Below are 25,634 nucleotides of genomic sequence, written 5' to 3'. Positions count from 1 at the left end.
ACGGCAATGTCGTCCTTACCCTTTCCTCAAGCACGCCCTGGAGCACCGTAACGTGAAACTTGCACCTGTCGCCGCCCTCGCCGGCGCCCTGCTGGCCCCCCTTGCCGATGCCGCCAACGGTATACCCGACCACGCCGAAACCAGGTTGATCGACATTGCCGGCCACCCCGTACCGGTCGTCAAGGGCGGGCTGTATGACCGCTACCGCTCCAATCCACCGCTGGCGGTGATCCAGGCCGAGGCGCCGGGGCTGGACCTGGGCTGGTTCAAAGGGCTGGAGAAGACCCAGGTCGACATGGGCTTCGCCTCGTATTCGCCGAACTTCTATTACCAGAACAGCCGCATCACCGCGGTCTACACCGCGGATCTCGAGCGCCTGCGCGCCTTGATGCCCACCGCCGTGCTGGCCCGGACACAACCGTTGCAGGTATGGCCAGGCCGGGGCCTGGTGGCGCTCACGGCCTATACCTATGACTATTGCGACAACGACAGCTACAACGAAATCGCCCTGTCGATCATCACCAACAAACCAGGCACCTCGAACTTCGGGCCGTTGACCCTGGCCGGGCAATCGCTGTCGAAGGACTTCTGGGGCTATGTGCTCAAGCTGCCAGTGAACACCGAGCTGGCCCGTGTGCGTGGCGTGGTGGGTTACAACCTGCCCAAGTGGCTGACCCCAATCAACCGCCGTGAAGAAGCCGACGCGGTGAGCTACGACATTGTCGACGCGCAGACCGGCAAGGTCGATGTGGTGATGCGCGGACGCAAGCTCGAGGGCCTGTCCCATGAGCCGGAGCTGGTGACCAACAGCTTCACCAATTTGGATCACCTGGGGCGCTTGGCCTATGGCTACGCCACGTCGCGACAGACTGCCCATGCTGCCAGCCTGAAGACTGACTCGATGGTACTGGTACTGGGCGATGGCAGCCTGTCGCGCTATATCCGCGAGCTGCAATTGGGGCGGATGGTGAAATACGAATATGTGCCGGCGTTCCAGAGCGCGTTGTATGCGCCCAAGCCGTTGTGAATCTGCCTATCGCGGCGGTGCGGCGGTCCGGCAAGCCGCATTGCGCAAAATCTCAAGCTTGTGCTGTACCTGTGGGAGCGGGCTCGCCCGCGAACACCGGCACAGCCGGTGCCAAGCAGCGTGTTGCGAGCTGCGCGGCGGGCGCTCCTCCAGCGAGCCCTCAGCCTCAATGGCCTGCCTTGCCCGTGGCCAGCTCTTCACGCAGGCGCTCCAGCACCCGCTGCGAGTTGTCCACGCAGGCCATGCCCTCCGGCTTGCTCTCGATACCTTCGATCACCAGCAGCAACTGCGCCTTGTTGCGCGCCAGGCGCGCTTGCAGCCGGTCGATTTCCTCGACCTTGCGCCTGAGCCCGCCAAGCAATTCATCATGCTGCCAGCCCTTGGCCTTGGCCGGCAGCAACTGGCGGATTTCCTCCAGCGAAAAACCGGCGGCCTGGGCATTGGTGATCATCTCCAGCACCCACACCGCGTCGGCGTCGTAGGCCCGGTAGCCATTGGCCTTGCGCTCCACCGGCTGGATCAGACCACTGGCCTCGTAGAAACGAATGCGCGAAGGGGCAAGGCCGGTGACCTTGGCCAGTTCTCCTATTCTCATGCGGCACCTGTGAAATGCATTGACCTTGAAGCGCACTTTAATCCTATCGTTAACCGGCGGCCAGCGATGGCCCGCCCTCATGAGCAGCACCCCTCGAAAACAGGAGACGCGAAATGGGATATGTCACGACTAGCGAAGGTGTCGACCTCTTCTACAAGGACTGGGGCCCGCGCGATGCCCAGGTGGTCTTTTTCCACCACGGCTGGCCGCTCAGCGCCGACGACTGGGACGCGCAGATGCTCTACTTCGTCGCCCAGGGCTACCGCGTGGTTGCCCACGACCGCCGTGGCCACGGGCGCTCCAGCCAGGTCTGGGACGGCCATGACATGGACCACTACGCCGACGATGTCGCCGCCGTGGTCAAGCACCTGGGCGTGCAGGGCGCGATCCATGTGGGCCACTCCACCGGCGGCGGCGAGGTGATCCACTACCTGGCTCGCCACCCCGACGACCCAGTACCCAAGGCGGCCATCATCGCTGCGGTACCGCCGCTGATGGTCAAGACCGAGAGTAACCCCGGCGGCTTGCCCAAGGCCGTCTTCGACGACTTGCAAGCGCAGCTCAAGGCCAACCGCGCGCAGTTCTACCACGATATCCCGGCCGGGCCGTTCTACGGCTACAACCGCCCCGGCGCCAAGGCCGACCAGGGCGTGATCCTCAACTGGTGGCGCCAAGGCATGATGGGCTGCGCCCAGGCCCACTACGACGGTATCGTCGCCTTCTCCCAGACCGACTTCAGCGAATCGCTCAAGCAGGTGAAGGTGCCCGTGCTGGTGATGCACGGCGATGACGACCAGATCGTGCCTTACGCCAACTCAGGGCCGCTGTCGGCCAAGCTGCTGCCCAAGGGCACCCTGAAGACCTACGCCGGCTTCCCCCATGGCATGCCGACCACCCATGCCGAGGTGATCAACGCCGACCTGCTGGCGTTCTTCCGTAGTTGAGGCGCCGGAGCCAGCCAGGCTGGCTCTTACGCCTCAACCTTTGCCTGAAGCCCGGGCGTTGCGGCTGGCCTGCTCCAGCGCCCGGGCGAACACGCCGCGCTGCTGTTCGTCGAACTCGACCAGGAACAGTTCGGCCACCGACTGCTCGTACACCTGCCACATCCGCTTGCGCAGCGCCCGCCCACTGGCGGTGATCCGGGCGATGGCGCCGCGCCCATCGTCCAGGGCCTTTTCCCGGGTCACCAGGCCTTCCTTCTCCAGCCGATCGACCAGGCGCGTGAGGTTGTAGCGCTCGATGGCCATTGCGTCGGCCAGTTCGTGCATGCGCCGCGCGCCGTCCTGCCCGCTTTCGATCCCCCACAGCGTGTCGTACCAGGCGTAGGACGGCAGTTTCTGCTCGGCCAGGCGCCGTTCGATTTCCCTGATCAGGCAGCGGTGGGCACGGATGAAGCTATACCAGAGGTCTGGTGCGGGGGTGGTCATGATCTCTCCAGGGGCTTTTAATTGCAGTTGCAATAATACCGTCGCCAGCGTTAGATTCAATTGCAACTGCAACGACATCCACGCTGCCGGAGATGCCCGGCCCTCGTACAAGGAGCGTTACCATGACCCCGCAACAAGCCCTGCGTGATGAAGACCCCCAGGAAACCCGCGAGTGGATCGACTCCCTCGCCTCGGTGGTGGACGCCGAGGGGCGCCCTCGGGCGCACTACCTGATCGACCGCCTGCTCGAGTTCGACGGCGCGCGCCATGGCGACTTCCATGGCCGGGTCACCACGCCCTACGTCAACAGCATCCCACCCGAGCGCGAGCTGCCCTACCCCGGCGACCTGGCCATCGAGCAGCGGCTCAACGCCTACATTCGCTGGAATGCCCTGACCATGGTGCTGCGTGCCGGCAAGCACTCAGGCGTTGGCGGGCATATCGCTACCTACGCCTCGGCGGCGGTGCTCTACGACGTGGGCTTCGATCACTTTTTCCGCGGCCGCACCGACAGCTTTGCCGGCGACCTGGTGTACATCCAGGGGCATTCCGCGCCGGGCATCTATGGCCGGGCCTTCACCGAAGGGCGGTTGAGCGAGGCGCAACTGGACAACTTCCGCCGGGAAACCGACCGCGACGGCCTGTCGTCGTACCCGCACCCCAGGCTGATGCCCGACTTCTGGCAGTTCCCCACGGTGTCCATGGGCCTGGGCCCGATCACCGCCGCCTACCAGGCCCGCTTCATGCGCTACCTGGAAAACCGCCAGCTCAAGGCGCACCAGGGGCGCAAGGTGTGGGCCTTCCTCGGTGACGGCGAAATGGACCAGCCCGAGTCGCTGGCGGCGATCTCCCTGGCCGGTCGCGAGCGGCTGGACAACCTGATCTTCGTGGTCAACTGCAACTTGCAGCGCCTCGATGGCCCGGTACGTGGCAACGGCAAGGTGATCCAGGAGTTCGAAGGCTTGTACCGCGCCGCCGGCTGGAACGTGATCAAGGTGGTCTGGGGCAGCGGCTGGGACGCCTTGCTGGCCAAGGACCACAGCGGCCTGTTGCAACAAAGGATGATGGAATGCGTCGACGGCGAGTACCAGACCTACAAATCGCAGAACGGCGCCTATGTGCGCGAGCACTTCTTCGGCAAGTACCCTGAATTGCTGGCCCTGGTCAGCGACCTCTCCGACGAGCAGGTCTGGAAGCTCGCCCGGGGTGGTCATGACCCGGTCAAGGTGTACAACGCCTACGCCGCGGCCATGCGCACCAGCGGCCGGCCCACGGTGATCCTGGCCAAGACGGTGAAGGGTTTCGGCCTGGGCGAGGCCGGCGAGGCACAGAACATCAACCACCAGTTGAAGAAGATCGGCGCCGACGCGGTCAAGGCGTTCAGTGACCGTTTCGGCCTGGCGCTGGACGATGCGCAACTGGGCGAACTGCCCTACCTGCGCCCCGCGCCAGACAGCCGTGAAGCCGAGTACCTGCGTGCCCGCCGCGACGCGCTGGGCGGCCAGGTGCCTGCGCGCCACGCTCAGGTAGAGGCTTTGAAGGTGCCGGCGCTGGCCGCGCTCGAAGCGCAGCTCAAAGGCACCGGCGAACGGACCATCTCCACCACCATGGCCTTCGTGCGCATCCTCAGCACCCTGCTCAAGGACCCCGAGATCGGCCGCCTGGTGGTGCCCATCGTGCCGGACGAATCGCGCACCTTCGGCATGGAAGGCCTGTTCCGCCAGATCGGCATCCACTCCGCGGTGGGCCAGCTGTACACGCCCCAGGATGCCGGCACCTTGTCGTACTACAAGGAAAGCGTCGACGGCCAGATTCTCCAGGAAGGCCTCAACGAGTCCGGCGCTACCTCGTCGTGGATCGCCGCCAGCACCGCTTACGCCAACCATGGCGTGATGACCGTGCCGTTCTATATCTTCTATTCGATGTTCGGCTTCCAGCGCGTCGGCGACCTGTTGTGGGCGGCCGGCGATGCCCGGGCGCGGGGCTTCCTGCTGGGCGCCACCTCCGGGCGTACCACCTTGATGGGCGAGGGCTTGCAGCACGACGACGGCCACAGCCATGTGATGGCGGCCACCGTGCCGTGCTGTGTGTCCTACGACCCCACCTACGCCTACGAACTGGCGGTGATCGTGCAGGACGGCCTGCGGCGCATGTACCAGGAGCAGGAAGATGTGTACTACTACATCACCCTGCTCAACGAGAACTACGCTCACCCCGACCTGCCAGACGGCGCCGAGGCCAACATCCTCAAGGGGCTTTACCGCTTGCCCATCGAACGTGACGTGCGCCCGGGGCGCCACGTGCAGCTGGCCGGCAGCGGCGCGATCCTGCCCGAGGTGATCGCCGCCGCCGAGATACTGGCCAGCGACTATGAAGTCAGCAGCGAAGTGTGGAGCGCCACCAGCCTGACCGAGGTGCGCCGCGAGGCCCAGCAGGTCGAACGCTGGAACCTGCTGCATCCGCTGGACACGCCCAAGGTGCCGTTCGTCACCCAATTGCTGCAGGCGCATGAAGGCCCGCTGATCGTCGCCACCGACTATATGAAGATCCATGCCGAACAGATCCGCCCTTGGGTTGGCGCGCGGCGTTTCGTGCCGTTGGGTACCGACGGTTTCGGCCAGTCCGATACCCGCGAGGCGTTGCGTCGGCATTTCGAGGTGGACCGGCAGTTCATCGTGCTGGCGGCGCTCAAGGCCCTGGCCGACGATGGCGCCTTGCCGCGCGAGGTGGTGGCCGAGGCGATTGAGCGGTTGCAGATTGCCGTGGACAAGGCTGACCCCGCGCGGGTCTGAAACCTTGGCGGGAGTGGGGTTGCACCGCGTCGCTTGCCCGCGAAGCAAGCAACACGGTGCCTGGCACCGGCTGTGCCGGTGTTCGCGGCTCAAGCCGCTCCCACAGAAACCGCGCTGACCTCAAACCATGCACTACACCTGTGGGAGCGGGTTTACCCGCGAAGCAAGCAACGCGGTGCCTGGCACCGGCTGTGCCGGTGTTCGCGGCTCAAGCCGCTCCCACAGAAACCGCGCTGACCTCAAACCATGCACTACACCTGTGGGAGCGGGCTTGCCCGCGAAGCAAGCAACGCGGTGTTTGGCACCGGCTGCGCCGGTGTTCGCGGCTCAAGCCGCTCCCACAGGGAGAGTGCCGGCCTCAAGCCATGCGCTCCGCCTGTGGGAGCGGGTTTACCCGCGAAGCAAGCAACGCGGTGCCTGGCACCGGCTGTGCCGGTGTTCGCGGCTCAAGCCGCTCCCACAGGGAGAGCGCCGGCCTCAAGCCGTGCGCTCCGCCTGTGGGAGCGGGTTTACCCGCGAAGCAAGCAACGCGGTGCCTGGCACCGGCTGTGCCGGTGTTCGCGGCTCAAGCCGCTCCCACAGGGAGAGTGCCGGCCTCAAGCCATGCGCTCCGCCTGTGGGAGCGGGTTTACCCGCGAAGCAAGCAACGCGGTGCCTGGCACCGGCTGTGCCGGTGTTCGCGGCTCAAGCCGCTCCCACAGGGAGAGCGCCGGCCTCAAGCCATGCGCTCCGCCTGTGGGAGCGGGTTTACCCGCGAAGCAAGCAACGCGGTGCCTGGCACCGGCTGTGCCGGTGTTCGCGGCTCAAGCCGCTCCCACAGAAACCGCGCTGACCTCAAACCATGCACTACACCTGTGGGAGCGGGCTTGCCCGCGAAGCAAGCAGCGCGGTGTTTGGCACCGGCTGCGCCGGTGTTCGCGGCTCAAGCCGCTCCCACAGGGAGAGCGCCGGCCTCAAGCCATGCGCTCCGCCTGTGGGAGCGGGTTTACCCGCGAAGCAAGCAACGCGGTGCCTGGCACCGGCTGTGCCGGTGTTCGCGGCTCAAGCCGCCCCCACAGAAACCGCGCCGGCCTCAATCTGTGCAGCAAACCTGTGGGCGGGGGGATCGGGGCGCCGAACCGCCGCGAGCATCTGTCGTCGCAGGCATGAAAGTTTTAATCTTATTTACAAATAACCCCTAGATACTTACATCCTCTCAATACGCATTAAAATTCTTTCACCAAAAACCTCTGAACCTGTCCAATCTGTTAATTGAATTAATTATTCCCGCCCCCGACAATCAGTCGCCGGCCTCGTCATGGCCGGCGCTTGCCTACCCGCAGGGGCCTTGCCCTGCAAGGTCGACAGCAAGGCGCACAGATACCGCCTTAGTTGCGACCAAACTTTTCACATAACTTTTACATCTCCCCAGGTGATGTAGAACAGGCAACTATTGCCGAGGAAACTTATGAACGCCCCCGCCACTGGTGTACCCATCACCTTTCTCCCCGCGCAAGAGCGCATCCTGCTGACGGGGGCCACCGGTTTTCTCGGTGGCTCGGTGGCCGCCCAGCTGATTGCCAGTGGCCATGGTCCCGCCCTCGCCTTCCTGGTCCGTGCCGACAATCCCACGCAAGGCTTGCAACGCCTGCGTGACAACCTTCAGCAACACGGAGTCAGCAGCGCCGACGGCCTGGCATTGCACGAGGAGCAGATCATCCTCGGCGACTTTCGCGACACCGCCTGGCTGGCCGAGGAAACGCCACGGCTGATGCAGTTCGACCGGGTCATCAACTGCGCCGCCGTGGCCTCGTTCTCGAAGAACCCGACGATCTGGCCGGTCAACGTCGAAGGTACCTTCGCCTTTGCCCAGGTGCTCAGCCGCTCGCCGCGCCTGAAGCGCTTCCTGCATGTCGGCACCGCCATGTGCTGCGGGCCGCAGCGCGAATCGCCGATCAGCGAGTCCTGGGAGTTTCCCGAGGCCGAGCAGCAACTGGTGGACTACACCGCGTCCAAGGCCGAAATCGAGCGACGCATGCGCGAGGAGCTGCCGAGCCTGCCGCTGGTGGTAGCACGCCCCTCGATCGTGGTCGGCGACCGCAGCCTGGGTTGCCAGGCTTCGGGCAGCATCTTCTGGGTGTTCCGCATGGGCTTCGCCCTGGAAAGCTTCACTTGCGGGCTGGACGAACAGATCGATGTGATCCCGGTGGACTACTGCGCCGAGGCACTGATCGGCCTGACGCTCAAGCCGGCGCTGGGCCACGACCTCTATCATGTCTCCGCCGGACATGGTTCGGCCTGCACCTTCGCCGAGATCGACCAGGCCTTCGCCCTGGCCAACGGCGCGCAGCCGGTCGGTGAACGCTACCGCAAGGTCGAGCCCGACGACCTCAAGTCCCTGGCCAGCAGTTTCGAGACCCGCATCGGCCCGGCCAATCCGCGCCTGGTGCTGCGTGCGCTGCGCCTGTACAGCGGCTTCGCCGACCTCAACTACCTGTTCGACAACAGCCGCCTGCTCGAGGAAGGCATCGCCGTGCCGCCACGCTTCACCGACTACCTGGATGTCTGCGTGAAGTCTTCCAGCGGGGTGAGCATCGCCACCCAGATGCAGGCTGACTTCAAGTAGCTCGTGCTCACGACCAGCCTGGCGCGCTCGCACCTGTGCGCCAGGCGGGCAAAGGGATTTTTCACACAACGCTCACGCCGTCGCCACATCGACCTTTCTACAGTGCCGTCACTCGCGGGGCCCACGCCCCGCTTAGCGGAGTGACAGCATGCAGCAAGGCGTCATCGATTTCCCCTCGCCCCTCATCCCATCCACCCCCTTGTCCAGACGCGCCAGCGCTACCCTGTTGGGTGCTTTTTGCATCGCCCTGGGGTTGGCAGCCCTGAGCCTGTGGTCGGCCATGGCAACCCCGTTGACGAACCTCGGCAGCCCCCAGCAGATGCAGCGCAGCGGCGCCTATGAGCAATGGGCCAAAGGCGCGGTCATCGTGCTGGTGCGCCACGCCGAACGCTGCGACCGCTCCCACGGTGCCTGCCTGGGCGACCCCAGCGGTATCACCGTCGCCGGCAGCCAGGCAGCGGATGCGCTGGGCGACGGCCTGCAACGGCTCGGCCTGGCCAGCACCGACACCTTGGTCAGCCCCGAGGTACGCACCCGGCAAACTGCGCGTTTCATCTTCGACAACCCGGTCACGCCACAGCCCTGGCTGGCCCGCTGCGACAGTTCGTTCGCGCAAGCAGCCCTGGACCATAAGCGCGCCGGGCGCAACCTGGTGCTGGTCACCCACAGTGGCTGCATCGACCAATTCGAGCGCCAGTTGGGCGTGGCCGCAGGCGAGCGCTCCGCCGCCTATGCCAGCGCCTTGTTCGTGACCCTGGACGAAGGTGGCAAACCACGCATCCTCGGGCAGATCCAGGCCAACGCATGGCGCAGGCTCGGCAAAGGTCGACAGGCATGAGCCAGCGAGCGCGCTTCTACCTGTACAACCTCGGGTTGCCACTGCTTCTGGCGGGCGTGGTGTTCGTCTTGTTCGACCTGACCACGTTGGATCGCTGGATCAGCAATGCACTGTACGAGCCGGCCAGCGGCCAGTTCGTCCTGCAGCACAACACCTGGTTCGAAAAGCTCACGCACAAATGGCCGCGCATCCTGCCGAACTGGACCGGCGAGCTGGCCGTGATCGGCGCCCTGCTCTCCTTCGCCTGGCCGCTGGCGCGCCGTCATCGGCCCAGCGTGCAGCTACTCGAGCGTGCGGGCGTGGCGCGCTGGCTGCGTTTCACCCAGCACCATCGACGAGACTTCTGCTACGTGGTGGTGGCCTTTGCCCTGTCGACCACGGCCATTCACTACCTCAAGAGTCATACCGGGGTGTACTGCCCGGTCGAGACCACACTGTATGGCGGCAGCCAAGCGCACCTTGAATGGTTCGAGCAGTTCAGCTGGTGGGACAAAGCCGGCCCCGGTCGCTGCTGGCCCGGCGGCCATGCCTCCAGTGGCTTCACCCTGCTGGCCCTGTATTTCGTCGCCCGTCGCCATCGCTGGGCACATGCCCGCGCGCTGCTGGTCGCGATCCTGCTGCTGGGCCTGGTCTACGGCAGCACCCGTGTGCTGCAGGGTTGGCACTACATGTCGCATACCTTCTGGGCTGGCCTGGTCGTCTGGCTGTGCTGCTGGACGACCGCGCTGCTGTGCTATGGCCGACCGGCGTTGCAGGCGCCGGCGCGGCAATGGCTCAGTAGTCGCCACGTTTGCGAAATGCCCAGCGCCCTGCGATCACCGTGAAGGTCGCCACCAGCGCGACCAGCACCCAGAAACCGTGAGGGTCGTCGGCCAGCGGCACGCCGCCGACGTTCATGCCGAAGAAGCCGGCAATGATGTTGATCGGCAACGCCAGCACCGTGACCACGGTCAGGGTAAACAGCGTGCGGTTGTTTTCCTCGGTGAGTTTGGCGGCGATTTCTTCCTGCAACAGCTTGATCCGCTCGACCAGGCTGGTGAGGTCGTTGATGATCACCGAGAACTCCTCGGTGGAAGCGCGCAATTGATGAATATCCTGCTCGCGCAACCATGGTGGCGGGCGGTTGAGCAGGCGCAGCAGCGAACCTGGCTCCAGGGCCAGCAGCCGCTGCAAGCGCACCAGCACCCGGCGCAGGCTGCTGAGCTCGGCGCGGTTGTCGGACAGGCGCAGCGACAGTAGCTGGTCCTCGATACGGTCCACCTTCAGCGTGGTCTCGCGCACCACCTGGGTCAGCAGGTCACCCTGGTCGCGCACCAGGTGCACCAGCAACTCCACGGTCGAGCCGAAGCGCTCGCCGCGCTTGACCGACGAGCGCAGCTCATCCACCGAATGCAGCGGTTGCAGGCGCGCGCTGACCAGCAGGCGGCTGCGTGCGCAGGCCCACAACGTGGACACGTCGGATGACACCAGGCCAAAACTGAACACCACGTCGTTGACCACTGCCAGCAATGCTGAGTCGGTATGCTCGATGCGGGTGGACCGCGAGCCCTCGCGCAGGGTCTCGAAGAAGGTGTCCGGCAGGTCCAGGTGCCCTTTCATCCAGCGCTCGCAGGCGGCGTGGGCCAGGTTCAGGTGCAGCCAGAGGAATTCCTCGCCTACTGGCGCCTGCAAATAGGCCATGGCCTGGGCCGAGTCGATTTCCCGGCCAGCCTCGCCGGGGTGGAAGACGAAGCCGTAGAGCAAGCCGTGCAGGTCTGCCTCGTGATGAGGCTGGGGATAGGCGGATGGCAGCGCAAGGCCCTCGCGGCAGGACGAGGGATGATCATAGGGCGGTGCCGATGACCGTTCAATGACAGTGCCACGCCGCCGTGCTAGCCTCCGCGCGCCCCGACGTGCGGGGCCGTCACTTCGTTCAAGGAGCCAGGCAATGGACCTGCAGTTTCTCGGCACCTCTTCCGGGGTCCCGACCAAGGCCCGCAACGTCAGCGCCACGGCAGTCATCGAGACCAGCGGCAAGGGCTGGTACCTGGTCGATTGCGGCGAGGGCACCCAGCACCAGTTGCTGCACAGCCCGCTGTCGCTGCGCGACCTGCGCGCCATCTTCATTACCCATGTGCATGGTGATCATTGCTTCGGCCTGCCGGGGTTGCTGGCCAGCGCCGGCATGTCCGGGCGCCAGGAGCCATTGCCGCTGGTCGTGCCCCACGCCTTGCAGGCATGGGTCCGGCAGAGCCTGGCGGTCAGTGAAAGCTACCTGCCGTTCGAATTGCAGTTCGCAGATATCGAGAGCTTTGCCGGGATGAGCTTCGACAATGTGCAGGTCGGCGCCTTGACGCTGTCGCACCGGGTGCCGTCGTGGGGCTATGTGTTTGAGGAAAGCGACCCGCAACCGCGCCTGGATACCGACCGGCTGCGCGCCGACGGCATTGCGCCAGGGCCGCTGTGGGGGCAACTGGCCCACGGCCAGGCCGTCGAGTACCAGGGGCGCGTGCTCGACCCACGGCAGTACCTGCTGGCCACGCGCGCGGTGCAGCGGATCATCGTTTGTGGCGACAACGACCGCCCGGAACTGCTGGGCGAGTTGGCGCGAGATGTCGATGTGCTGGTTCATGAGGCGACGTTCACCCAGCCGGTGATCGAGCGTGCCCAGGGCAGTTTCGGCCATAGCACCGCGGCTGCGGTGGCGCGCTTTGCCGAGATGGCCGGGGTGAGGAACCTGGTGCTTACGCACTTCAGCGCCCGCTACCAGGACAAGGGTGGGCGTGGTGGTTCGATCGAGGAGGTACGCGAGGAGGCTCGGGCGCATTACCGTGGGCACCTGACCCTGGCGCGGGATCTGCGAAGGTATCGGTTGGGGCGTGATGGTGTGTTGGTCGAAGTGGATTGAGGTTGGCTCGGATATGGCCGCTTCAATTCAAGATTGCCGGGGCTGCGTTGCAGCCCTTTCCGACCGGTCCGACGCCTCGGCAAGGTCGCTCCTACAGGACGGCACGGTCACCTATAGGAGCAGCCTTGCCGAGGCGTCGGACCGGTCGGAAAGGGTCGCAAAGCGACCCCGGCAAGTCTAAGTCGGACGCCAATTCTCAACACCTTGAAAGGGCTGGGCCTCAAGATGGGGTCCCCGCCTCCATCCCCGTCGCCAGGCAATACCGATCACGGCCTTGGCGCTTGGCCTGGTAAAGCGCCCGGTCCGCCGCCGCCATCAGGTTCTCCGGCGTCACCTCCTCCACGCTCGGCATCCCCACTGCGATCCCCGCGCTGGCCGAGACCAGGCCCACCGGGCTGCCGGCATGGGCCATGCCCTGGCGGCGCAGCAACAGGAGAATCTCCTGCACGATCTGGCTGGCACCCTGGGCATCGGTGTTGGGCAGCAGCAGGGTGAATTCCTCGCCACCGTAGCGCACCGCCAGGTCTCCAGGACGCTTGAGTGCCTGGCGCAGCACCTCGCCCAGCCGGCGCAGGCACTGATCACCGGCCGGGTGGCCGTAGCGGTCGTTATAGGCCTTGAAGTAATCCAGGTCGAGCATCACCAGCGCCAAGGCATAACCCTGGCGCCGCGCCCGGCGGATTTCCGGCTCCAGCACCGCATCGAGGCGCCGGCGATTGCCCAGGCCGGTCAGGCTGTCGGTCAGCGCCAGGGCCTTGAGGGTCTGGTGCGCCTGGTGCAAGGCACGCTCGATGACAATGCGCTCGCGCAACTGGCGCAGGACGATCCAGCCAAAACCGCACAGACCGACCAGCACCAGTACGAGCACCAGCACCGACTTGATCATGTCGTGGCGCCAGGGAGCGATGATCGATTCGCGCGACAACCCCGCCTCCACCACCAGCGGGTAACTCGACAACGCCCGGAACCCATACAGCCGCGGCGTGCCGTCGACCACCGCCACGGCCTCGGCCACGCCCTCGCTGGCGTAAGGCAGGTACTTGCGAAAGATGTCGCTGGCCGCCAGGCTGCGGCCAATCACCTGCTCGACGAACGGGCGGCGCACGAGAATGGTGCCGTCACGCTTGGCCAGGACCAGGGCACCGCGCTCGTCGATCTTGAAGTCGCCGTAGTAGCGCACGAACCAGTCGACCTTGATGGTCCCCAGCAACACGCCGGCAAAGCTGCCGTCGGGGTTGTCCAGGCGCCGCGAGATGGGAATGATCAGGTCGCCGGTGGAGCGGCTGCGCACCACCGAGCCGATGCGCACGCCACGGTCGCTGTGGGTGCGGTGATAGATGAAATAGTCACGGTCGGCGTTGTTGGCGTTGGGCGGGACCGCGTCCTTGTCCGTGACCATCCAGCTGCCATCGGCGCGATACACGAACAACCCATGCAATTGCGGCATGATCTGCGCTTGCTGCTTGAGCAGCGCATGCAGGCGTGGCCGGTCGACCTGGGCGAAGCCATCGCCCTCCACGCGTTCGGCCAACGCCGCGGTGATCGCATCGACCTGGCGAATGGCATCCTCGGCATGCTGGGCGGTGGCGCGGGCCAGGTTGGTGACCGCGTTCTCGGCATTGATGAAGACCTGGCGATAGTCGCGCCAGATTCGCCAGCCCTCGACCAGCACGAAGGCGAGCATCACCACCGCCATGAAACCCAGGATCAGGCGGAACAGCGATACCGCGCGGCCTTCACCGGTTACCGGGAATAGGCCGTCTTCAGTCTGTTTCCTGGCGCTGGGCATTGAAGTCCCTTGTCGTCGAGCGTTTGCCGCACATGACTATAGTTCAGCGCCGCTCAAGCGTGCCGGGGCCCTGCTCGCAAGCGGCCAGGCGTCGGCGCATTTCCTCGCTTGCCCCCTGGGCCTGGGCGAGCATGGCCCGCAGCCCCTGCACCTGGGCGTCGCGTTGCTCCAGTTGTTGCTCCAATGTGGCCCGCTGCGCCAGGGCCTGGCGTTGCTCGGCCAGCAGGCGCTCGTTGTCGCGGTTCAAGCGGGTCGACTCCTGCTGATAGACCAGCGCCCCCTGCTGCAACGTCTGCAACTGTCCCTGCAACTGCCGCACCTGGGTATCGATGCGGCGCTGTTCCTGCTCGCGCTGGGTACGGTACAGCTCCAGCGCTTGGCGGGCATCGTGGTGCTTGTCTTCAAGGGAGCGGATCTGATTGTCCTTGTCGGCCAGGCGTACCTGCACTTCGCCCAGCGCCTGCTGGAGGCTGGCGCTGCGCAGTTGCTCGGCCTGCACGCGTTCCTGGGCCGCCGTCAGTTGCCGCGCCTGGGCTTCGTTTTGTTGCTGCGCGGCCGCCAAGGCACGTTGGGCCAACGCCAGTTGCGCCTGCAACTGCTCGCGCTGCTGGTTGAGCGCCGCTTCAGCGGCCTCGACCCGCGCCTGTCCCTCGGCGTGCAGCTGGCTGGCCAGTTGTTCGACCAGCTTGCCCAGTGGCTCGCTGAGGCAAGCCGTGCTTTCGAGGGCTGCCATGGGCTGCCGGCCGAGTTCGCGCAGGTAGCGATGGATGGTGGTCTTCGAGCCGGTGTTGCCCAGTTCGATACGTACCGCATCGATACTAGGATGTACGCCACGGGCCAACAGCGCATCGCGTGCTTGTTCTACTACCGCTCTACCGATCCCGGCCCTGGCCATCATTCACTCCGCACTAGCGTACCGTGGTACGTAACATGTAATACGTGGCGAATGATGAACCGCCAGGCCGCGGATTTCAATACGCCTCAGTCCTCGAGCCCCTCGAGAAAGTCCACTGTCGGCACGAAGAACAAGCCACCAGTTACCGCCCGGCTGTAGTCCAGCAAGCGATCGTAGTTACCCACGGGCTTGCCGACGAACATGTTCTCCAGCATCTGTTCGATCGGCGCCGGCGAGCGGGCGTAGCCGATGAAGTAGGTGCCGAACTCCCCCGCGCCGGGGCGACCGAAGGGCATGTTATCGCGCAGTATCTTGATTTCCTGGCCGCCCTCTTCCAGGGTCGTCAGCGAACTATGGGAGCAACTTGGCTTTATCGCGGCATCGAGTTCGATATCGGACAGCTTGGTGCGGCCGATGATATGTTCCTGCTCGACCGTGGATAATGCTTCCCAACCGGTCATATCGTGCAGATACTTTTGCACCAGTACATAACTGCCTCCGGCGAAGTTGGCATCTTCCTCGCCAACCAGGGTGAACTTGGCCACTTCCCGTGGTCCGGGGTTCTCGGTGCCGTCGACGAAACCGATGATGCTGCGCATGTCGAAGTAACGGAAACCCTGAACCTCATCGACCACCGTCACCGCCGCGCCCAGGCGCTTGATCACCAGCGCGGCCAGTTCGAAACACAGGTCCATGTGCTCGGCGCGAATATGCAGAAGAATATCGCCCGGTGTCGCCAGTGCCTTGCGCTGGCCGCTGCCGAACTCGCGGAAGGCGTGCAGCGACGCGGGCCGTGGCGCGCCGAACAGCCCTTCCCATGCCGCGGCGGCAAAGCCGATCACGCACGACAGGTTGCCTGTTGGCACCCGCTTGCCCACCGAACGGACCAGCCCGCCCAAGTCACCGCACAAGGCCCGCACCTGCTCCCGGGCCGGCTCGCCAGGGTGCAGCGTGGCCACCAGGAAGATCGCGCTGCGGGTCACCGGGCTGTCGACGGATTGGGATTCGATGTCTTGGACATCCATGGTATTCATACCTCGCGTGAAGAGTGGGGAACTTCGGATTATTGCGTTGCATTCAACTAATTGAATACCATGACAGCCCGTGTGGTATAGCACACTTGGTTATCACGAAAGTGCGTGATCGATAATATCTATCAACTCATCCACGCTATCGATTTGACTGCGTCAAATTGCCTCAGATAACGTGCGGTCCTGTTCGAAGTTGCTTCAGAGATTGCCGTTGCCCTGCCCTTCGCTCCATCTCCCAGCGCCCCAGTTGTTCAACCCCGTATTGCGGTAGGCCCCGTGCCGCCGTCGTGCCTGCGTTCGAGTTGCCACATGTCCGTCATTGCCCCGTCCCAGATCACCGAGCTCGTTATCGAAGCTGGCGTGAAGAAAGCCCACCTGCCCACCCGCGCCACGCTGATCCTCGGCTTCCTCGCCGGCGCGTTCATTTCGCTGGGGTTCCTCCTGGCGATCCATGTCAGCACGATGATCCCCGCGCAGTGGGCGTCGTTCGGCAACCTGCTGGGCGCAGCGGTGTTCCCGATCGGCTTGATCCTGGTGATCCTGGCCGGCGGTGAACTACTGACCGGCAACATGATGAGCCTGCCACTGGCGATGTTCGCCCGGCGCATCGGCCTCGGTGCGGTAGCACGCAACTGGTTGCTGGTGACTTTCGCCAACCTGATGGGCGCGCTGTTCGTCGCCTGGTGCTTCGGCCACCTGCTCGGCCTCACCGAAGGCCCCTACCTGGGTAAAATCCTCGCCGCCGCCACCAGCAAGGCCAGCGCCGACTTCGTCCACGCCTTCGTCTCCGGCATCGGCTGCAACTGGCTGGTGTGCCTGGCGGTCTGGCTGTCGTATGCCAGCCGTGAGATGAGTGGCAAGATCCTGGGCATCTGGTTCCCGATCATGGCGTTCGTCGCCATCGGCTTCCAGCACGTGGTGGCCAACATGTTCCTGCTTCCAGCGGCAATCTTCGCCGGCTACCTGGACTGGGCGCAGGTCGCCCACAACCTGCTGGCGGTGTTCCTCGGCAACGCGGTGGGCGGCGCGATCTTCGTCGGCCTGGCCTATTACGTTTCCTACGGCGAGCCTGCGGCTAAACAGCAAGCCGTGCAGTAACCCCCCTTCTTTTGCAGTGAATCGCCCCCGCTTGCGATTTACTTAACATCTTCACGAGGCGCATGATGCCTGAACCTTTGCTCGAGGTTCAGGCATTTGCCGTTTTCGCCTGCTCCAGCCAAACCTGGGCTGGCACCCTCGATCAAAATCCTGGCAGCCACAGGCAAGACACCTACCTACCGTTAGGCGCTCAATGCCGGTCACAGCCAGCGCTTGTGCAAGCCCTGCTTTCCAACAATTCCAACTGTCCAGGCTGCGCCATGATCAACATCGAAACGCCCACCTATTACACCGCGACCAAGAAGTACAACCTCAGCTTCCCGACCCTGGAAAGCGACATCGATGCCGATGTGGTGGTTATCGGCGGTGGCTTCTCGGGCATCAACACCGCCCTGGAACTGGCCGAAAAAGGCATCACCAACGTCGTCGTGCTCGAAGCCCGCTACCTGGGCTTCGGCGGCACCGGACGCAACGGCGGACAGATCATGGCCGGCATCGGCCACGACCTGGAGAAGATCAAGAGCAGCGTCGGCGAAAAAGGCCTGCGCGAAATCTTCGAGATCAGCGAGCTGGGCGCCGGCATCATCAAGGAGCGTATCGCCCGCTACGCCATCGACGCCGATTTCTGCCATGGCTACGGCTACATGGGCTTCAACGCTCGCCAGGAAAAAACCTTGCGAGCCTGGGAAAAGGACTTCAAGGCGATCAACAACAAGGATGAGATTCGTTTTCTCGGCGGCTCGGAGGTCAAGCAGATCATCGGCTCCGACGCCTACAGCAGCGCGCTGCTGCACATGGGCGGCGGACATGTGCATTCGCTGAACCTGCTGCTGGGCGAAGCCCAGGCCCTGGTCAGCCACGGCGCGCGGATCTTCGAGCACAGCCCGGCGCTGCAAGTGCACTATGGCGAACGCATCACCGTGCGCACCGGGCGCGGCTCGGTCAAGGCCGGCAAGTTGCTGTGGGCCTGTGACAGCTTCCTCAACAAGCTCGAGCCCGAGTTGCACGCGCGCACCGTCAACACCTATGCCTTCCAACTGATGACCGAGCCACTGTCGGACGAACTGATCCAGCGCATCAGCCCGATCCGTGGCGCCTACAGCGACATCCGCCCAGTCATCGACTACTACCGGGTGACCCGCGAGAACCGCCTGCTGTTCGGTGCCGCCACGCCCTTCGTCGAGCATATTCCCAAGGACCTGAAGGCCTGGAACCGCAACCTGATGCTGAAGATCTTCCCCTACCTCAAGGACGTGCGCATCGACCTCGCCTGGGGCGGGCCGATGGCTACCAGCGCCAACCTGTTCCCGCAGATCGGCACCTTGAGCGATCGCCCCAATGCCTTCTACGTGCAGGGTTATTCGGGCTTTGGCGTCACCCCCAGCCACATCATTTGCAAGATCCTCGCCGAAGGCATGAGTGAAGGCTCCAGCCGCTATGACCTGATCAGTTCGGTCAAGCATGCGCGCATCCTCGGCAAGGACCATATCCGCCCGCTGCTGCTGACCGCCGGCAAGACCGTGCATCAGCTGTCGGGCTTCTTCAACGGCCGCCGTTGATTCCTTTTGAACAAGACCAGGAGATCCACCATGACCCTCACCACCGTCCGCCAGGGTGTGCAACTGTCCGAACTCGACGCCTGGGGCACCGTTGCCGACCTTGGCTCGACCATCCTCGAAGGCGAGGTCAAGTGCTACGGCAAGATGACCCACGGCGCGCCGACCGATCCGCTGAGCAGCGCGTATTTCGGCACGACCCAAGGCAAGTTCCGTATGGTCTATCCGTTCAATGAACAGGCGGTGATCGTCACCGGCGAAATCCAGCTGACCGACGAATCCACCGGTCAGGTGACGCGCTACAAGGCGGGCGATGCCTGGTTCGTGACCAAGGGTACGCCGGTGCTGTGGGAGGTCTTGAGCGAGACCTTTGTGAAGCATTACCTGGCCGTCGCCTGACACATTACCAACACTGCCTTTTGGCCCAACCCAACGAAACTGGCCAGTATCTCAACTAGCAATCTTACTAGTCGACACACATACAGCCCAGCGGCAGGATAGACTCATGTCTTGTTCTGGGCTAACTCGATGACTTATGAACTCATGACCGCCTACGTGTCAGCGCTTCTGGCAACCGATCTGCAAGGTTCGGTCTTTCAGCGCCACACTGACAAAGCTGCGTTGTCCTATACTGCCTTCGGCTACTGCCCGATTATTGATGGTCAAGCCGGCTCGCTGAAATTCAACGCGCAACTATGCGAGCGCTCTAATCTCTATCTCCTCGGTAATGGTTATCGTGCTTTTCACACCGCACTGATGAGATTCGGCTCCATGGATACTCTCAGTCCGTTTGGAAAAGGGGGGGTCAATGCTTATGCCTATTGCGGCAATGACCCTGTCAACCGTGCAGACCCGACAGGCCACATGTTCAAACCTTCACGATCGCCATCGACCTTGACAAGTCCTCCGGCCTATTCTTCTCTTGGAGCCATTCAGCCTGCTCAACTTGACCAGCCAGGTCCTTCAATCAGACTTCCTGATTTTTTGGCAGGGCTTCCACCGCCTCGCTATAGCAATATGGAGCATGAGCTACATCCTCGCGCCATGTCGCACATAGACCGTCCGCCTGAGTACTCATCCACTCTTCCTGAAGGCCACACGGTATTGACAATTCCACAAACTGTGCATGCCGCCGACAATCGCCGACTTCAACCTAGAAATGGACTCACATGGAGCGTTTCGGAAGTTGTCGCCCGGTTCGAGCAGAACGCTTCAAGACAGCCTGAGCAGCATTCTCGTGCGCCTGCACGAAATGGCAGCTTTGCGTGGAGCGTTTCCAGAACTGTTGCAATCTTCGAAAGTCGACATCAGCAGCCACAAAACGGGAACAGCCAAGTGCGTGGTGACTAGGACTACAACCTCTGATTTCCCATTGCCTCATCAGGCATCCAACTGATTATTTCAAGGCAACCTTCAGACGGACTTAGAACAAGGCCACGCAAGCTCGTTTTGCGACCATCACGCATCTGCAGGATGGTCTTCCCCGTCCCACTTGGCGATATTCCCCAGGCCCTGACAACAACAAGAGCTTCGCCGCCATATGGGAGTGAGCTTACCCCGCGATGCCCTTACCGCCCCGGCATCAGGGCCATGGCCCGATAATCCTTTGGCGACTGCTCGAAGTGCTTCTTGAATGCCCGGCTGAAATGCGCCGAGTCGGTGAATCCCCACTTGTAGGCGATCGAGGTGATCGACTCGCGCTTGAGAAACGGGTTGGACAAGTCATCGGCACTGCGCTTGAGCCGCGAGCGCTGGATATAGCGGCAAACGCTGTCGCCCTCCTCCTCGAACAGACGGTAAAGATGGCGCACCGAAATGCTCAGGCGCTCGGCCAGGTTGGCCGGGGTCAGGCCTGGCTGGCCCAGCGACTCATCGATGACCTTCTGCACATAGCCACGCAGGTTCGTGCCGCCAAGCCCCGTCAGCGCCCCGGGATGGTCCTCGCTGCGCTCGAAACCCGGTGCCAGCAAGGCGATGAACGCCGATTGCAAGGCTTCGCCCTGGGTGTCGCCGTTGTCGTCGCCCTCGCGGCACAGCTGGTCCATCAACAGGTGCAGCATGCGCCCGCAGGCATTGGTCGAGGAGATCTTGCCGAAGGTCGGCCCCGCGCCGGTCAGGTGTTTGCGCACCTGTTCGCGGGACAACGACAGCGAGACATGCTCGATCAGGCCGAACGGGGTGATTTCACACGGCCCCACCGAATCCATAAGCAGCAGTTCGCCGGGCGACAACTGGATGCTGACGCCGTCCTGGGTGATCTGCGAATAGCCCATGCGCTGGCTGACCAGGAAGCAGTGCTGGTCGTCGTCGCAATCGGCGTTGTCGCCCAGCCGGCGAATATTGCCGGCGTTGGTGCGCAGGTTGGCCAGGACCAGGCCGGCGCGATTGAAGGTGGCGATTTCGCCGATGAACAGCGAGCGGTTGAACGCCAGTTCGGTCTGGAAACGGCCGCAGACCTGCTGCATGGCGTTGGTCCAGCGCTCCAGGCCGTCGGCGGCCAGGGTTGCGCTGTACGGAGAAGTGGACTGGGGCATGGCTACCTCCACACGCAACGGTTGTTGTTATGGGGTAATTGTTAACATGTTATCTATAAAGGTACAACCATGATCGCCTCTGAAAGTGGCGCGCACTTCCGGTAGGAGCGGCCTTGCGCCGCGAAAGGGCTGCGTAGCAGCCCGGCAATCTCAGTGGTTACTGAAATCCTGGGGCCGCTACGCGGCCCTTTCGCGGCGCAAGGCCGCTCCTACAGAGGGGCGCTGGGTTCAGAGGGCTTGCAGGGTATGCAGCAGTAGGTCGAACGCCTGCCAGAGCAGGCGCCGCTGCTCGGCGTCGAGGGGAATGTAGCGACGCAAGGCGGGCATACGGTTGACCACCTCGCTTGCGCCCATGTGTTCCAGGCTGACCCGCCACTCACCTTCGACGCAGTCGATGAGCAGGCGCTTGAAGTCCAGCGGCATCAGTGCGCTGTCAACCTCCACCAGACGGGCCTTGAGCGCGTTGAACAACTCTGGATCGCCACCACGTAGTCGGCAGGCCAGGCCAGTGCGCCGCAATGCGCCGGTATGTTGCAGTTCGACGCGTAGCGTGCCCCGGCCGCTGGCAGGCACGCGCAGGATGAACTCGCACATCACCAGGTGCATCAACAAGTGGCTCTCGGTGCGTTCACGCACCTCGATACGCGGTCCATCCTCCCGGTAGGTAAAGCTGCGCGCATCCTCGACCCCGAGGTTGCGCGCCAGCCGCGCCAAGGTAGCGCCCGGCCGGTATCCGGCCGGGGCGCGCGGCGCGCTCAGGCGCTCAAGCCAGCTTGCCAACATGCTGCACCTGCTCGCTGTGGGCCTGGCCGGGTTCGGCGGCAAATTCCTTCTCCAGTACGTCTTCGACCCTGGCCGGCTTGAACGGGTTGACCTTCTGCACGCACAGGGTCCAGAACAGCGCATAGGCAGCCGTGGCGCCCAGCATCACGGCAAAGGGCACATAGACGTCGGCGGGGTTCATGCCCGGCGGGGTGATGAACCACATGCCCAGCAGGATGCCGATGCTGGAGACGATCTGCGGCAACGGGAACAGCGGCGAGCGGTAGGCCCGCGGCAGGTCCGGACGACGGATGCGCAGCAGTACCACCGACAGGGTCACCAGCAGGTACGCGGTGCTCCAGGCACACACCGCCGCCAGCACCAGGTGCAGGATATTGTCGGTATTGCCGCCCAGGTACCAGGCATGCAGGCACGGGATCAACGCCACCACCAGGATGCACAGCAGCGGTGTCTTGAAACGTGGGTGCAGGTAGCTGAACACTTTCGGCAACGCGCCATCCACCGCCATGCCGTAGAGAATCCGCGGCACGCCGGCCATCAGCGTGTTGATGGTGGCGGCGCCGGCGAACAGGAAGCCGATGCCCAGCCATACCGGGCCGATATCGCCCATCACCTGTTCGGCGAAACGTGGGATGGCCATGGGCGTATCCAGCAAATGCACGCCGCTGGCGGCGTCGAGCACCACGTTCTCCACCTGGCGTTTCATCGCCGCGCCGTAGATGAACATGCAGCTGGCCACGCCGAACAGGCCCAGGGCCATGGCCTTGGGCATCACCCAGGCCGAGCGTTTGAGTTCCGGGGCCAGCGGGGTGACGAACTCGCAGCCGACGAACATGAACATGGCCATGCCCACCAGCGAGAGGATGGTCATCAGGTCGGTGCCGACCAGCGACACGCCGAACGGCCCGTCCAATTGCACCGCCGGTGCCGCCAGCAAACCGAGCACGCCGAACACCATCAGCGTGGTCCACATGCCGAAGGTCAGCACCACTTCGGCGCGGCCGAAGGCGCTGACGCCAAAGGCATTGAGCACGCCGAACACCAGCACGAAGCCCACCCCAAGCAGCCAGGAGCCGCCGGCGGACTCGGCCAGGGTGTTGAGGTGTTCGAAGTTCACCAGCGCCATCACCCCGGAGAGGATGGTCTCGGCGGTACCGGCGAACACATGGACGATCAGGTAGGCCGACAGGGTGCCGGTAATGGCGAAGAAGCGGCCCAGGCCGCAGTTGATGTAGTCGTACACGGAGCCGGTGGTCGGCAGGATCGCCGCCGCCTCGGCGAAGGTGGTCGACTGGGCCAGCATCATCACCGCGGCAATCACCATGGCCACGGCGAAGGCGCTGCCGCCGATGCCAAAGCCCATGGTCGCGGTGAGGATCACGGGGCTGGCCATGATCAGGCCGACGGTGCTGGCCAGCGCGGTGGGAAAGCCGACGCTGCCGCGGTTGAGGTGCTCGGTGAGCTTATTGTTGATTGTCATGGGTGGGCCCTGGGTGGACGAGGGAAAGATGACCGCTTGCCCGGCGCGCCGCAAGTGCTGGCGATCGCCGGGTCGTCCCTGTCACTTTGCGGCCTGCACCCGGGCGGGTCTTGCCACTGCCTGCCGCCGGTCTTGATCCGTGTTGCCAGGTGCTTGGCGATAGTCTTGCAGCGCCTACAAGATCGAGCGCCGCCCGCGCGACGCAAGGCCGCTCCTACATTTGTTGCAACGTGCCGAACCTGTCTGGCCATGGTTGCCCGCCTTGGTGTATGTCTTGAGACAGGTGAGGCGGCAGTGGTGCCCACACTTAAACCGTGTCGTACCAACAAGGCGTACCAGGTAATGGCACAGGATTGACTGGCCCGAAACAGATGTAGGAGCGGCCTTGCATCGCGATGCGCCGCGCGGGCGGCGCTCGATTTCACAGGCACTGCAACTCTTGCGTCGAACACCTCGAAACAGTTACCCCTGCGCGCAACGGTCCAACAATGCATGGGGCAGAACCCTGGAATAGGCCCCCTGATGATAAAGCAGCGGTGAATGCCCCAGGTCATCGAACGCCAGCACCCGGCCGATGAGAATCCAATGATCACCGCCATCGATCTGCTGGAACTTCTCACAGCGAAAACGCGCCGAGCAGCCCGGCAACAGAGGCGCGCCGCCCTCGCCGGTCTCATGCTCGATTCCGGCGAAGCGGTCTTCGCTGGGGCGGGCGAAGGTGTTGGACAGGTCGATCTGGTCGGCGGCCAGGACGTTCACGGCGAAGTGCCCGGCGGCCTCGAACACCGCATGGCTGCCGGAGCGCTTGTCGATGCTCCAGAGCACCAGCGGCGGGTCGAGGGATACCGAGTTGAAGCTGTTGGCGGTGACCCCGACCTTGCGCCCCGAGGCGTCGGCGGCGGTGATCACGGTGACGCCGGTGGCGAAGTTGCCCAGGGCGCGGCGAAAGGCGCGGCTATCGAAGGGAGTGGACATGCAAGGCTCCATCATTGTTGTTGGACTGGGCTTGGGCGGTTTATGGGAGAGCTTGCCTGGTCGAGCGCTATCGCGAGGCAAGCTCGCTCCCACGTTGATCCAACCCTGTTCATCAGTTAAAGCTCAGGTCATTGCCGGATCCGGCTCCAGCCCCATCAGCTCACGCCCGAGGATCTGCGCGCAGACGTCGTAGTCGGTATAGGCATGGGCCCCGGTCATGTGCGCGTCGCGGAACAGCCGCTGCATTTCGTTGCTGTCGAACCAGGCGCCGCCGCCGGCCGCCTCCATCAGCCGGTCCACCGCCTGGATGCAGAGTTTGACTGCGTACCCCTGGTTGGTGCGCCAAAACGCGAGTTCGGTGCGGGTCGGATACTGGTGGCGGGCACTGTAGTCGGCAATCTGCTCCCAGCTCTTTTCCAGCAAGGCCCGCGCCGCGGCCACCTGGTGGGTCGACTCGGCCAGGCGCATCAGCGCCGGGGTGGCTGCGCCCACCGCAGCCCCGGTATAGGCGCGCACGCGGTTGCGGGTCTTGTCCTTGAAGGCCTCGAGCATGCGCTCGGCGATGCCCAGGCTCACGGTGGAGAAGCCGCTGGCGAAATAGGGCCGGTACGGATTGAAGTAGATCGCGCTGCCTGGGTACAAGCCAAAGCCTGCCGAGGAGCCTTCCATCATGTCCTTGGCCCGCTGGATGCGGTGCTCGGGCACGAAGGCACGGTCGACGATCAGGGTGCGGCTGCCACTGGCGCGCATGCCCACTGCGTACCAGTCGTCACGGATCTGGTAGTCGCTGCGTGGCAGCACGGCGAAGCAATAGTCCTGGCCGCCTGCGTCATTGGCCCGGCGAAAGCCCATGATTGCCCACTCGGCATGATCGCAGCCGCTGCTCCAGCCCATCTCGCCACTGAACAGCACACCGCCGTCGACTTCCTCGGTCCGCCCAAACGGGGCGATGCTACTGCTGGCGGTGGCGTGCGGGTCGCGGCCCCAGACTTCATCCTGCAAACGCGCCGGGAACATCGCCAGTTGGTGGCTGTGGGTGCACAGCAGGCTCATGGCCCAGGCCGTGCTGGCACAGGCGCCGGCCAGGGCGGCGATGCATTCGGCGAACTGCGGCAGGCTGATTTCCAGGCCGCCGTAGTGCCGTGGCTGAAATGCCCGGTGCAGCCCGATGCCTTTGAGCGCGGCGATGTTCTCGGCGGGGACCGTGCGCTCGTGTTCGGCCTGGTCGGCACGGGCGGCAATGGCCGGCAACAGGGGCTTGAGGTCTTCGAGCAGGGCGTTTGGCTTTTTCATGGTCTGGCTCATTGTTATTGGACCTTGGC

At 64.1% G+C, this 25,634-nt stretch carries 21 protein-coding genes and 1 pseudogene; 11 read left to right on the top strand and 11 right to left on the bottom strand.

Annotated features, from left to right (window positions below):
- Positions 1-88: 88 nt before the first annotated feature.
- Positions 89-1,027, top strand: a complete 939-nt coding sequence (locus HU772_RS12410; protein ID WP_437182438.1) for an acetoacetate decarboxylase (ADC) — start codon at positions 89-91, stop codon at positions 1,025-1,027.
- A 166-nt stretch (positions 1,028-1,193) separates the two neighbouring features.
- Here HU772_RS12410 and HU772_RS12405 read toward each other — a convergent pair whose 3' ends face one another.
- Positions 1,194-1,622 carry a MerR family transcriptional regulator gene (locus tag HU772_RS12405; RefSeq protein ID WP_186661450.1) on the bottom strand — a complete coding sequence of 143 codons (429 nt, stop codon included), beginning with the start codon at positions 1,620-1,622 and terminating at the stop codon, positions 1,194-1,196.
- Between the two features lie 113 nt (positions 1,623-1,735).
- Here HU772_RS12405 and HU772_RS12400 point away from each other — a divergent pair, with 113 nt between their 5' ends.
- On the top strand, positions 1,736-2,566 hold the full coding sequence (locus HU772_RS12400) for an alpha/beta fold hydrolase (RefSeq protein WP_186661452.1): 831 nt from the start codon (positions 1,736-1,738) through the stop codon (positions 2,564-2,566).
- A 33-nt stretch (positions 2,567-2,599) separates the two neighbouring features.
- On the opposite strand, the gene HU772_RS12395 is transcribed toward HU772_RS12400, so the two are convergent.
- Positions 2,600-3,049, bottom strand: a complete 450-nt coding sequence (locus tag HU772_RS12395) for a MarR family winged helix-turn-helix transcriptional regulator (protein ID WP_186661454.1) — start codon at positions 3,047-3,049, stop codon at positions 2,600-2,602.
- Positions 3,050-3,171: 122 nt separating this feature from the next.
- Between HU772_RS12395 and aceE the strand changes: the two genes are divergently transcribed.
- From aceE to HU772_RS12375, 4 genes are all read left to right on the top strand, one after another.
- Positions 3,172-5,841, top strand: a complete 2,670-nt coding sequence (gene aceE / locus HU772_RS12390; RefSeq protein WP_186661455.1) for a pyruvate dehydrogenase (acetyl-transferring), homodimeric type — start codon at positions 3,172-3,174, stop codon at positions 5,839-5,841.
- A gap of 1,447 nt (positions 5,842-7,288) precedes the next feature.
- Entirely contained in the window at positions 7,289-8,446 is a 1,158-nt protein-coding gene (gene cprA / locus HU772_RS12385) for a cationic peptide resistance protein CprA (RefSeq protein ID WP_186662119.1), read from the top strand.
- A gap of 148 nt (positions 8,447-8,594) precedes the next feature.
- Complete coding sequence (pmrG, locus tag HU772_RS12380; RefSeq protein ID WP_275959742.1) at positions 8,595-9,284, top strand: lipopolysaccharide core heptose(II)-phosphate phosphatase PmrG; 690 nt, start codon at positions 8,595-8,597, stop codon at positions 9,282-9,284.
- Positions 9,281-10,108: a phosphatase PAP2 family protein gene (locus HU772_RS12375; protein WP_186662120.1), complete on the top strand. Its 828-nt coding sequence runs from the start codon at positions 9,281-9,283 to the stop codon at positions 10,106-10,108. Before pmrG ends, HU772_RS12375 begins: the two co-directional genes overlap by 4 nt.
- Here the strand turns inward: HU772_RS12375 and HU772_RS12370 are convergent.
- Positions 10,059-11,075, bottom strand: coding sequence for a transporter (locus tag HU772_RS12370; protein ID WP_186662162.1), 1,017 nt, complete (start codon positions 11,073-11,075; stop codon positions 10,059-10,061). The two genes, HU772_RS12375 and HU772_RS12370, sit on opposite strands and share 50 nt — an antisense overlap.
- Positions 11,076-11,211: 136 nt before the next feature.
- On the opposite strand from HU772_RS12370, the gene HU772_RS12365 reads away from it, so the two are divergent.
- The gene (locus HU772_RS12365) at positions 11,212-12,171 is read left to right on the top strand and encodes a ribonuclease Z (protein WP_186662121.1); all 960 of its coding nucleotides are present in this window, start codon (positions 11,212-11,214) and stop codon (positions 12,169-12,171) included.
- Between the two features lie 220 nt (positions 12,172-12,391).
- Here the strand turns inward: HU772_RS12365 and HU772_RS12360 are convergent, their stop codons facing one another.
- The 3 genes from HU772_RS12360 to HU772_RS12350 all read right to left on the bottom strand — a co-directional run bounded on the left by HU772_RS12360 (position 12,392) and on the right by HU772_RS12350 (position 15,880).
- On the bottom strand, positions 12,392-13,960 hold the full coding sequence (locus tag HU772_RS12360) for a sensor domain-containing diguanylate cyclase (protein ID WP_186662122.1): 1,569 nt from the start codon (positions 13,958-13,960) through the stop codon (positions 12,392-12,394).
- A 43-nt stretch (positions 13,961-14,003) separates the two neighbouring features.
- The gene (locus HU772_RS12355) at positions 14,004-14,855 is read right to left on the bottom strand and encodes a DNA-binding protein (RefSeq protein WP_186662163.1); all 852 of its coding nucleotides are present in this window, start codon (positions 14,853-14,855) and stop codon (positions 14,004-14,006) included.
- Between the two features lie 86 nt (positions 14,856-14,941).
- Positions 14,942-15,880: a Dyp-type peroxidase gene (locus tag HU772_RS12350; protein WP_202885389.1), complete on the bottom strand. Its 939-nt coding sequence runs from the start codon at positions 15,878-15,880 to the stop codon at positions 14,942-14,944.
- A 315-nt stretch (positions 15,881-16,195) separates the two neighbouring features.
- On the opposite strand from HU772_RS12350, the gene HU772_RS12345 reads away from it, so the two are divergent.
- The 4 genes from HU772_RS12345 to HU772_RS12330 all read left to right on the top strand — a co-directional run bounded on the left by HU772_RS12345 (position 16,196) and on the right by HU772_RS12330 (position 19,890).
- Positions 16,196-16,984 (top strand): formate/nitrite transporter family protein, encoded by a 789-nt coding sequence (locus HU772_RS12345; protein ID WP_186662124.1) that lies wholly within the window; start codon positions 16,196-16,198, stop codon positions 16,982-16,984.
- Positions 16,985-17,244: 260 nt separating this feature from the next.
- On the top strand, positions 17,245-18,543 hold the full coding sequence (locus HU772_RS12340) for an NAD(P)/FAD-dependent oxidoreductase (RefSeq protein WP_186662125.1): 1,299 nt from the start codon (positions 17,245-17,247) through the stop codon (positions 18,541-18,543).
- A 30-nt stretch (positions 18,544-18,573) separates the two neighbouring features.
- Positions 18,574-18,939 carry a cupin domain-containing protein gene (locus HU772_RS12335; RefSeq protein WP_186662126.1) on the top strand — a complete coding sequence of 122 codons (366 nt, stop codon included), beginning with the start codon at positions 18,574-18,576 and terminating at the stop codon, positions 18,937-18,939.
- A gap of 129 nt (positions 18,940-19,068) precedes the next feature.
- Positions 19,069-19,890 carry an RHS repeat-associated core domain-containing protein gene (locus tag HU772_RS12330; RefSeq protein WP_186662127.1) on the top strand — a complete coding sequence of 274 codons (822 nt, stop codon included), beginning with the start codon at positions 19,069-19,071 and terminating at the stop codon, positions 19,888-19,890.
- Between the two features lie 218 nt (positions 19,891-20,108).
- On the opposite strand, the gene feaR is transcribed toward HU772_RS12330, so the two are convergent.
- The 5 genes and pseudogenes from feaR to HU772_RS12305 form a co-directional block, all read right to left on the bottom strand.
- Positions 20,109-21,074 (bottom strand): transcriptional regulator FeaR, encoded by a 966-nt coding sequence (gene feaR / locus HU772_RS12325; protein WP_186662128.1) that lies wholly within the window; start codon positions 21,072-21,074, stop codon positions 20,109-20,111.
- A gap of 228 nt (positions 21,075-21,302) precedes the next feature.
- Entirely contained in the window at positions 21,303-21,857 is a 555-nt protein-coding gene (locus HU772_RS12320; RefSeq protein WP_186662129.1) for a DUF3156 family protein, read from the bottom strand.
- Positions 21,838-23,337, bottom strand: a complete 1,500-nt coding sequence (locus HU772_RS12315) for an APC family permease (protein WP_186662130.1) — start codon at positions 23,335-23,337, stop codon at positions 21,838-21,840. Before HU772_RS12315 ends, HU772_RS12320 begins: the two co-directional genes overlap by 20 nt.
- A gap of 465 nt (positions 23,338-23,802) precedes the next feature.
- Positions 23,803-24,312, bottom strand: a pseudogene (locus HU772_RS12310) (flavin reductase family protein); the annotation flags it as partial.
- Between the two features lie 123 nt (positions 24,313-24,435).
- On the bottom strand, positions 24,436-25,605 hold the full coding sequence (locus HU772_RS12305) for a p-hydroxyphenylacetate 3-hydroxylase oxygenase component (RefSeq protein WP_186662132.1): 1,170 nt from the start codon (positions 25,603-25,605) through the stop codon (positions 24,436-24,438).
- Positions 25,606-25,634 lie beyond the last annotated feature (29 nt).

This window comes from Pseudomonas xantholysinigenes (genome assembly GCF_014268885.2).
Classification (GTDB): Bacteria; Pseudomonadota; Gammaproteobacteria; order Pseudomonadales; family Pseudomonadaceae; genus Aquipseudomonas; species Aquipseudomonas xantholysinigenes.
This window is presented reverse-complemented; position numbering and strand designations above follow the sequence as displayed.

Coding starts and splice junctions, on each gene's coding strand:
- HU772_RS12330 (WP_186662127.1), top strand. CDS start 19,069: ATGACTTATGAACTCATGACCGCCTACGTGTCAGCGCTTCTGGCAACC.
- HU772_RS12405 (WP_186661450.1), bottom strand. CDS start 1,622: ATGAGAATAGGAGAACTGGCCAAGGTCACCGGCCTTGCCCCTTCGCGC.
- HU772_RS12360 (WP_186662122.1), bottom strand. CDS start 13,960: ATGCCCAGCGCCAGGAAACAGACTGAAGACGGCCTATTCCCGGTAACC.
- aceE (WP_186661455.1), top strand. CDS start 3,172: ATGACCCCGCAACAAGCCCTGCGTGATGAAGACCCCCAGGAAACCCGC.
- HU772_RS12365 (WP_186662121.1), top strand. CDS start 11,212: ATGGACCTGCAGTTTCTCGGCACCTCTTCCGGGGTCCCGACCAAGGCC.
- HU772_RS12315 (WP_186662130.1), bottom strand. CDS start 23,337: ATGACAATCAACAATAAGCTCACCGAGCACCTCAACCGCGGCAGCGTC.
- HU772_RS12305 (WP_186662132.1), bottom strand. CDS start 25,605: ATGAAAAAGCCAAACGCCCTGCTCGAAGACCTCAAGCCCCTGTTGCCG.
- HU772_RS12335 (WP_186662126.1), top strand. CDS start 18,574: ATGACCCTCACCACCGTCCGCCAGGGTGTGCAACTGTCCGAACTCGAC.
- HU772_RS12340 (WP_186662125.1), top strand. CDS start 17,245: ATGATCAACATCGAAACGCCCACCTATTACACCGCGACCAAGAAGTAC.
- HU772_RS12320 (WP_186662129.1), bottom strand. CDS start 21,857: ATGTTGGCAAGCTGGCTTGAGCGCCTGAGCGCGCCGCGCGCCCCGGCC.
- HU772_RS12400 (WP_186661452.1), top strand. CDS start 1,736: ATGGGATATGTCACGACTAGCGAAGGTGTCGACCTCTTCTACAAGGAC.
- feaR (WP_186662128.1), bottom strand. CDS start 21,074: ATGCCCCAGTCCACTTCTCCGTACAGCGCAACCCTGGCCGCCGACGGC.
- cprA (WP_186662119.1), top strand. CDS start 7,289: ATGAACGCCCCCGCCACTGGTGTACCCATCACCTTTCTCCCCGCGCAA.
- HU772_RS12395 (WP_186661454.1), bottom strand. CDS start 3,049: ATGACCACCCCCGCACCAGACCTCTGGTATAGCTTCATCCGTGCCCAC.
- pmrG (WP_275959742.1), top strand. CDS start 8,595: ATGCAGCAAGGCGTCATCGATTTCCCCTCGCCCCTCATCCCATCCACC.
- HU772_RS12375 (WP_186662120.1), top strand. CDS start 9,281: ATGAGCCAGCGAGCGCGCTTCTACCTGTACAACCTCGGGTTGCCACTG.
- HU772_RS12345 (WP_186662124.1), top strand. CDS start 16,196: ATGTCCGTCATTGCCCCGTCCCAGATCACCGAGCTCGTTATCGAAGCT.
- HU772_RS12355 (WP_186662163.1), bottom strand. CDS start 14,855: ATGGCCAGGGCCGGGATCGGTAGAGCGGTAGTAGAACAAGCACGCGAT.
- HU772_RS12350 (WP_202885389.1), bottom strand. CDS start 15,880: ATGGATGTCCAAGACATCGAATCCCAATCCGTCGACAGCCCGGTGACC.